Here is an 8,195-nt window from a genome sequence, read left to right on the forward strand (position 1 = left end):
GGCAAGCCGGGTTTATGGTTCTTCTTCAACCCTTGATCGCTTCAACGAGCGTCTGGCCAAGGCGCGCCGGGGAGGGCGAAACCTTGATGCCGGCTGCTTCCATTGCCGCGATCTTGTCTTCTGCGCCGCCCTTGCCGCCGGAGATCACGGCGCCTGCATGGCCCATGGTGCGTCCGGGAGGAGCGGTACGGCCCGCGATGAAGCCGGCCATCGGCTTCTTGCGGCCTTTCTTGGCCTCATCGCGGAGGAACTGGGCTGCTTCTTCTTCCGCCGAACCGCCGATCTCACCGATCATGATGATCGACTGAGTTTCGTCGTCGGCCAGGAACATCTCCAAAACGTCGATGAACTCGGTGCCTTTCACCGGGTCGCCGCCGATGCCGACTGCCGTCGTCTGGCCAAGGCCGGCATTGGTCGTCTGGAACACGGCCTCATAGGTGAGCGTGCCGGAGCGCGACACGACGCCCACGGAACCCTTCTGGAAGATGTTGCCGGGCATGATGCCGATCTTGCATTCGTTCGGCGTCAGAACACCGGGGCAGTTCGGGCCGATCAGGCGCGACTTGGACTTGTCGAGCTTTGCCTTCACCGCAACCATGTCCATCACCGGAATGCCTTCCGTGATGCAGACGATGAGCGGGATCTCGGCCTCGATGGCCTCGATGATGGCCGCGCCTGCGCCTGCCGGCGGGACATAGATCACGGATGCGTTTGCGCCGGTCTTTTCCTTGCCTTCGGCGACGGATGCGAAGATCGGGAGCTCTTCACCGCCCTGGCCGGTCCAGGTGGAGCCGCCCTTCTTGGGGTGAATGCCGCCGACCATCTGCGTGCCATGATAGGCAAGCGCCTGTTCGGTGTGGAAGGTTCCGGTCTTGCCGGTCAGGCCCTGAACGAGAACCTTGGTGTCTTTGTTTACGAGAATGGACATCTTGGCTCAGCTTCCCTTAACGGCTGCAACGATCTTCTTGGCGGCGTCGTCGAGATCATCGGCGGCGATCACGTTGAGACCGCTTTCGTTGATGATCTTCTTGCCAAGATCGACATTGGTGCCCTCTAGGCGAACCACCAGCGGAACCTTCAGGCCCACTTCCTTGACGGCAGCGACAACGCCTTCAGCGATGACGTCGCAGCGCATGATGCCGCCGAAGATGTTGACCAGAATGCCCTTCACGGCCGGGTCCGCGGTGATGATCTTGAAGGCTGCCGTCACCTTCTCCTTGGATGCGCCGCCGCCGACATCGAGGAAATTGGCAGGTTCGGCTCCGTAGAGCTTGATGATGTCCATCGTGGCCATTGCGAGACCGGCACCATTGACCATGCAGCCGATGTTGCCGTCGAGCGCGACATAGGCGAGGTCGTATTTGGAAGCCTCGATTTCCTTCTCGTCTTCCTCGGTCGTGTCGCGCAGGGCAACCACGTCCTCGTGACGGAACAGCGCGTTGCCGTCGAAGGAGACCTTGGCATCGAGAACGCGCAGACGGCCATTTTCCATGACGATCAGCGGGTTCACTTCCAGAAGGCTCATGTCCTTCTCGGTGAAGGCCTTGTAGAGGATAGGGAACAGCGTCTCGCCGTCCTTTGCCGCCTCGCCGTCGAGCTTCAGCGCCTCGTTGAGCTTCTTCACGTCGTCAGCCGTCACGCCCGTTTCCGGGTCGATGGCGAGCGTGAGGATCTTCTCCGGCGTCTCTTCGGCGACAGCCTCAATGTCCATGCCGCCTTCCGTCGAGACGACGAAAGCCGGACGGCCGACCGTGCGGTCGATGAGGATCGAGAGGTAGAGCTCGCGGTCGATGTCCGCACCGTCTTCGATATAGAGGCGGTTCACCTGCTTGCCGGCCGGGCCGGTCTGCTTGGTGACCAGCGTGTTGCCGAGCATCTCGTTGGTGTGCGCGACAACTTCCTCGACGCTCTTCGCAAGCCGCACGCCGCCCTTGGCGTCGGGCCCGAGTTCGGTGAACTTGCCCTTGCCGCGTCCACCGGCGTGGATCTGGCTCTTTACCACATAGAGCGGTCCGGGAAGCTTTTTCGCAGCGGCTTCGGCTTCGCCCTTCTCAAAGACCGGCACGCCCTCGGCCACCGGTGCGCCATAGCTCTTCAGAAGCTGCTTGGCTTGATACTCATGAATGTTCATTGGAGGCCTACTCCTACTTCTTCAGGTTGGGCGCGATGTTGGCGCAGGCCTCGCAAAGACCGGCAACGGCCTCCACGGACTGTTCGAACATCTTCTGCTCAGACTTGTTGAGATCGATTTCGATGATGCGCTCGACACCGCCGGCGCCGATGACTGTGGGAACGCCCACATACATGTCCTTGACGCCATACTGGCCGGCAAGATGTGCCGCGCAGGGCAGGACGCGCTTCTTGTCTTTCAGGTAGCTCTCCGCCATCGCGATGGCCGACGAAGCCGGGGCGTAATAGGCCGAGCCGGTCTTCAGAAGGCCGACGATCTCTGCGCCGCCGTCACGGGTGCGCTGCACGATCTCGTCGATCTTCTCCTTGGAGGTCCAGCCCATCTTCACCAGGTCCGGGATCGGAATGCCGGCAACGGTGGAGTAGCGCGTCAGCGGAACCATGGAATCGCCGTGGCCGCCGAGAACGAAAGCCGTCACGTCTTCGACGGAGACCTTGAACTCTTCCGACAGGAAGTAACGGAAACGAGCCGAGTCCAGCACGCCGGCCATGCCGACCACATGGCTCTTCGGCAGGCCGGAGAACTTCTGCAGCGCCCAGACCATGGCGTCGAGCGGGTTGGTGATGCAGATCACGAAAGCGTTGGGGGCGTATTTCTTGATGCCAGCGCCGACCTGCTCCATCACTTTCAGATTGATGCCCAGAAGGTCATCGCGGCTCATGCCGGGCTTGCGGGCAACACCGGCGGTGACGATGCAGACATCCGCGCCCTCGATGGCAGCGTAGTCGTTGGCGCCAACCATTTTGGCGTCGAAGCCCTCGACCGGCGAGGATTCGGCGATGTCCAGTCCCTTGCCCTGGGGGATGCCCTCGGCAATGTCGAACAGGACGACGTCGCCCAGTTCCTTCAAGCCCGCCAGGTGTGCGAGCGTTCCACCGATCATGCCGGAGCCGATGAGAGCGATCTTGTCGCGTGCCATGTGGTTAGAATTCCCCCTTGTGTCGAAAGGATAGGTGGTGAGATGGATGTGTGAAGAAGAATGCGCGCGTCGCGTTTTGCCTGTGTCGTGTCACACTAATGCATTTCGGGCCAGCGGTTCGTCGCGCTCCTTTTTCCATAAAGGCGCGGCAAATCCATGGCGTGGCCCGCTTCATAAGCCTCATTGGAATAAGCATACTGGCAGAGAAATTCAACCGATTCTTATCTGCTCAGGAATTTCAATCGTTTAGACATTTGTGGACTTACGTAAACGTAAGAATTTTGCCTGAAAAATGTGCATTATTATCGATCGCGCCCCGGCTTGCAGGGGATTCTGCGGGCGAGGAGGCTGAAGATCAGCCCGTTTGCGCTGCCTGCTCTCCAACAGAAGTGGATTTCTCAGCCATTCGCGGACCGGTTTGCTCCAGCCAGTCCTGGCTCTGCATCTCTATGAGTCGGGAAACAGTGCGATCAAACTCGAAAGCTTCTGTGCCGTTTGAAGCCGTGTAGAGCGCATCGGGTTGAGCAGCGGCAGATATGAACACCCTTGCGCCGGCATCGTACAGTGTGTCGATGAGAAGAATGAACCGTTTCGCTTCGTTGCGTCGTCGCATATCCATGGTCGGGACGTGATCGATGAAGATCGTGTCGAAAGCGCCGGCTATGGCCAGATAATCGCGAGCGCCGAGCGGTTTCTCGCAGAGATCCGCAAATGAAAAGCGTGCAGCTGAGCCGGATGCCTGTGGCACGGGCACGGTCCTGCCCTTCACCTTCAGCTCCGAGGGTTCGACTGGCTGTCCGTCGGTCACCGTCGCCCAGGCCTCGTCCATCTGCTTTGTGGCAGCTGGATCGTCCGGAGAGATATAGACAGGAATGCGGTTGAGCTTCTGCATCCGGTAATCGGTGTCGATATCCAGCTCCAGAATGCGGGTGTTTTCCTTGAGAATGCCGATGAACGGTAGAAAAAGACCGCGATTGAGTCCATCGCGATAGAGGTCGTCCGGTGCGACGTTGGATGTGGCCACCAGAACGACACCCTTGTCGAACAAGGCAGAGAAAAGGCGGGAGAGAATCATCGCATCGGCAATGTCGGTTACAGTGAACTCATCGAAACACAGAACCCATGCGTCTTTCGCCAGCGCCGCCGCCACGGGCGGGATCGGATCCGTTTCCTGGGTCTCGCCGGCTTTCAGTGCCGCACGGTGTTGTCCAATGCGATCATGAACGTCTGCCATGAAATCGTTGAAATGGGCGCGGCGCTTGTGCTCTACGGGCACCAACTCATGAAACATGTCCATGAGCATGGTTTTGCCTCGGCCCACGCCGCCATACACGTAGAGCCCTCGCACCGGCTCGCGGGATGTTTTCCGCCGGGCGAAAAGCCAGCCGAGCGCGCTCGATTTTCGAGCCAGGCGCTTGTCGCTGATCTCGCCGATCAGCCTGTCCAACGCCGCCGCGATTTTCTCCTGTGCCGGATCGCGCGCGATCTTGCCCGTCTCGACCATGTGGTCGTAGCGCTGCATGACGGAAGGATGGGTTACAAGTCCGTCACGCAGTGTCATGTCAGGCTTTCACGCTTGGCCGTCTGGCCGAGGGATAATCTAGGGCGTCGCTCAGCGCGACAGTGAGATGGGCTGGCCGGAGGTGGTCTGGCCATCGAAACGGCCCGCTCCGGATGAGTAGAGACGTGCGAGCACGCTGCCATTCGCATCGTAAAATGCAAGTTGCTTGCCCTCGACATTCCATGATTTCACGCCGTCGATCGGAGCCGGGCAACGCAGCGGCCCCGCGCGATAGCCAGAACCGAATTTGGTCTGCGGTGTGGCGACCCGGCACGATTGGCCTGCCACATTCACACTCCATACGCCGGCAACACTGCCGGTGGAAACGTCCGGTGCATTGGCTGCCGCATTCGGGTCGAGCGCTGCCACCTGGGTTTCCTGCTGAGGTGCCTCAGGGAACTGCGAAGGATTGGTGGTCGGGCTCGAGGGAGGCGGAAGCTGGTTAGACGTTACCGTGCCAGACGGCGCGGAGGGCAATGGTTCTGGAGCCCTGGTGCTCATCGGCGAGAAGCGGTCGCTCTGACAGCCGGCCAGACCGACGGCCAAAAGCGATACGGCCAGAATTGCGAACTTATTATGTGGCATGCCGTCTCTCCGTTGCAGCGTCCAATGCACTGAAATACAAATGAGTTCCGTTTGAAACGCCAGATCGTGGCGAACTTTTGCAATTATAACAGCCCAGCCAGGGTTAAGAACCTGTTTCCGCCACGTGGCCGGGTGACTGTTTCTTATTGGCAACACCTTCTCAGGGGTATTGGCGCATCTGCGGGAACCGGGGACCGTTTTTGACGTTGAAGCTTCTCAACCGGCGCTAGCGCCAAAAGGAGGGCAAACAATGCTTAAATGGATTCTCATTCTGCTGATCGTCGCGGCTGTTGCAGGTCTGCTTGGTATGAACAGCCTTGCAGGAGCGGCAATGACCGGCGCGAAAGTTCTGATCGCCGTGGTTCTGGTTCTCTTCCTTCTCGCGGTCCTCGGTATTGTGGCGATAGCCTGACATCGCACTTGATTGATGAGGCCGTTCGTCTGGTAATTTTGCCCATCATCAGCCATATAGGCGCCTGAGACGCAAGGTTTGGAGCCACCATGGCGCTTGAGGCAGCATTCGCGAAGATGAACGGCCTCGGCAACGCGATTATCGTTGCCGACATGCGCGGGCGCGCGGACCGGGTGATGCCCGAGGCCGCGCGTGCGCTCAACGCCGATCCGGCTACGCGCTTCGACCAGATCATGGCGATCCATGACCCGCGCCTTGCCGGCACCCATAACTATATCGAAATCATCAATTCCGATGGCAGCCAGGCGCAGGCCTGCGGCAATGGCACACGATGTGTCGTGCAGGCGCTTGCCGCCGAAACCGGCGAGAAGGTTTTCACCTTCCAGACCATTGCCGGCATTCTGAACGCCGAGGAGCATGAGGACGGGCTGATCTCTGTCGATATGGGTAAGCCACGGTTCGGCTGGCAGGACATTCCGCTCGCCGAAGAGTTTCGCGATACGCGCATGATCGAGTTGCAGGCGGGGCCCATCGATGCGCCGGTGCTGCATTCGCCTTCCGTTGCCTCCATGGGCAACCCCCATGCGATCTTCTGGGTCGAGAGAGACGTCAATGTCTACGATCTGGAGCGGTTTGGGCCGCTGCTTGAAAACCATCCGATCTTCCCGGAACGTGCCAACATCTCCATCGCGCAAGTGACAGCCGAAAATGCGATGAACCTGCGCACATGGGAACGCGGGGCTGGGCTTACGCTCGCCTGCGGTTCTGCGGCCTGCGCGGCTGCGGTGTCTGCCGCGCGAACCGGGCGCACGGGCCGTCACGTGACGGTCACCGTTCCGGGTGGGCCGCTCGACATTCTGTGGCGCGAAGACGATCACGTCATCATGACCGGTCCCGCCGAATGGGAATTCTCCGGCCGTTTCGACCCCGCCACCGGGGCCTGGGAGCGCGAGACCGAGGGAGCAGCCTGAATGACGGTGGATGTTCTGACATTCGGGTGCCGGCTGAACGCGTACGAGTCCGAGGTCATCAAGCGCGAGGCGAAGGCTGCCGGGCTTGAGGAGCTGGCGGGCGGTGCTGTCGTCGTCAACACCTGCGCCGTCACCGGCGAGGCGGTAAGGCAGGCGCGTCAGGCGATCCGCAAGGCGCGACGTGAAAATCCCGATGCCCGCATCATCGTCACCGGCTGCGCCGCACAGACGGAGCCGGGCACCTTCGACGCCATGGACGAGGTCGATCTCGTGCTCGGCAACGAGGAAAAGCTCAAGGCCCACAATTACCGCGCCTTGCCGGATTTCGGCGTGAACCAGTTCGAGAAGGTTCGCGTCAACGACATCATGGAAGTGCGCGAGACCGCATCGCACATGGTCGAATCCATCGAGGGCCGTGCCCGCGCCTTCGTGCAGGTGCAGAATGGCTGCGATCATCGCTGCACCTTCTGCATCATTCCCTATGGCCGGGGCAATTCCCGCTCGGTGCCCATGGGTGCTGTGGTGGATCAGGTGCGCCAGCTCGTCGGCAATGGCTATGGTGAAGTGGTGCTAACGGGCGTGGATCTCACCAGTTTCGGGGCGGATCTGCCGGGCAGCCCGCGCCTCGGGCGGCTTGTCTCCACGCTTCTGCGTGAAGTGCCGGAGCTTGAGCGCCTGCGTCTTTCCTCCATCGATTCCATCGAGGCGGATGACGAGCTGCTGCGCGCTCTGGCGGAAGAGGAACGGCTGATGCCGCATCTCCACCTTTCGCTGCAGCATGGCGACGACATGATCCTGAAGCGCATGAAGCGCCGCCATTTGCGCGCCGATGCCATTGAATTTTGCGAGCGTGTGCGTGCGCTCCGGCCCGACGCCGTGTTCGGCGCAGACATCATCGCCGGTTTCCCGACAGAGACCGACGCCATGTTCGAGAACTCGCTGAAGATCGTCGAGGAATGCGGGCTCACGCATCTCCACGTCTTCCCCTTCAGCCCGCGCGAGGGCACGCCGGCAGCGCGCATGCCGCAGCTCGACCGCGCGCTGGTGAAGGAGCGCGCCGCGCGTCTGCGCGCCGTGGGCGACGCCGCCTATGCGCGGCATCTCGCATCGCTTGACGGCACCCGTCAGCGCATTTTGATCGAGCGGTCGGGGCTTGGCCGCACAGAGGGTTTCACGCTGGCCGCGCTTGAGGGCGGTCAGCCGCGGCAGATTATCGAGGCGCGGGTCACCGGCCACGACGGGGAGCGGCTCACTGCGGTCGCCGTCAGACAGGAAGCGGCATAGCAGGCATGGCGTTTGGATTTATCAAAAAGGTCTTTTCCTTCGGCAAAAAGGAAGTTGAGGAAACGAAGCCTGACGAGGCCGAAACGGAAGAGGCTGTTGCTTCCGAAGAGTCCGATGCGGCCTTGACGGGCGAGAAGCCCGCCCCTGAGATCATTCCAGAGCCAGAGCCAGAGCCAGAGCCAGAGCCAGAGCCAGAGCCAGAGCCAGAGCCAGAGCCAGAGCCAGAGCCAGAGCCAGAGCCAGAGCCAGAGCCAGAGCCAGAGCCAGAGCCA

The 8,195-nt window shown here is 60.9% G+C and carries 8 protein-coding genes; 3 read left to right on the forward strand and 5 right to left on the reverse strand.

Annotation, left to right across the window (positions count from 1 at the left end):
• Positions 1-25: 25 nt before the first annotated feature.
• From sucD to AC2CHD_RS17970, 5 genes are all read right to left on the reverse strand, one after another.
• Positions 26-928, reverse strand: coding sequence for a succinate--CoA ligase subunit alpha (sucD, locus tag AC2CHD_RS17950; RefSeq protein ID WP_229449842.1), 903 nt, complete (start codon positions 926-928; stop codon positions 26-28).
• 6 nt (positions 929-934) lie between these two features.
• The gene (gene sucC, locus AC2CHD_RS17955; protein ID WP_484554734.1) at positions 935-2,131 is read right to left on the reverse strand and encodes an ADP-forming succinate--CoA ligase subunit beta; all 1,197 of its coding nucleotides are present in this window, start codon (positions 2,129-2,131) and stop codon (positions 935-937) included.
• A 13-nt stretch (positions 2,132-2,144) separates the two neighbouring features.
• Positions 2,145-3,110 carry a malate dehydrogenase gene (mdh, locus tag AC2CHD_RS17960; protein WP_229449844.1) on the reverse strand — a complete coding sequence of 322 codons (966 nt, stop codon included), beginning with the start codon at positions 3,108-3,110 and terminating at the stop codon, positions 2,145-2,147.
• A 355-nt stretch (positions 3,111-3,465) separates the two neighbouring features.
• Positions 3,466-4,671, reverse strand: coding sequence for a cell division protein ZapE (zapE, locus tag AC2CHD_RS17965; protein WP_484554735.1), 1,206 nt, complete (start codon positions 4,669-4,671; stop codon positions 3,466-3,468).
• Positions 4,672-4,722: 51 nt separating this feature from the next.
• Complete coding sequence (locus tag AC2CHD_RS17970) at positions 4,723-5,256, reverse strand: protease inhibitor Inh/omp19 family protein (protein ID WP_229449846.1); 534 nt, start codon at positions 5,254-5,256, stop codon at positions 4,723-4,725.
• Between the two features lie 250 nt (positions 5,257-5,506).
• Here AC2CHD_RS17970 and AC2CHD_RS17975 point away from each other — a divergent pair, with 250 nt between their 5' ends.
• From AC2CHD_RS17975 to mtaB, 3 genes are all read left to right on the forward strand, one after another.
• Entirely contained in the window at positions 5,507-5,668 is a 162-nt protein-coding gene (locus tag AC2CHD_RS17975; protein WP_007007536.1) for a DUF1328 family protein, read from the forward strand.
• 89 nt (positions 5,669-5,757) lie between these two features.
• Complete coding sequence (gene dapF / locus AC2CHD_RS17980; protein ID WP_484554736.1) at positions 5,758-6,639, forward strand: diaminopimelate epimerase; 882 nt, start codon at positions 5,758-5,760, stop codon at positions 6,637-6,639.
• Positions 6,640-7,923 carry a tRNA (N(6)-L-threonylcarbamoyladenosine(37)-C(2))-methylthiotransferase MtaB gene (gene mtaB / locus AC2CHD_RS17985; protein WP_484554737.1) on the forward strand — a complete coding sequence of 428 codons (1,284 nt, stop codon included), beginning with the start codon at positions 6,640-6,642 and terminating at the stop codon, positions 7,921-7,923. It abuts the gene before it with no gap.
• Positions 7,924-8,195 lie beyond the last annotated feature (272 nt).

The sequence above is a fragment of the Nitratireductor sp. ATLC21 genome (assembly GCF_057196525.1).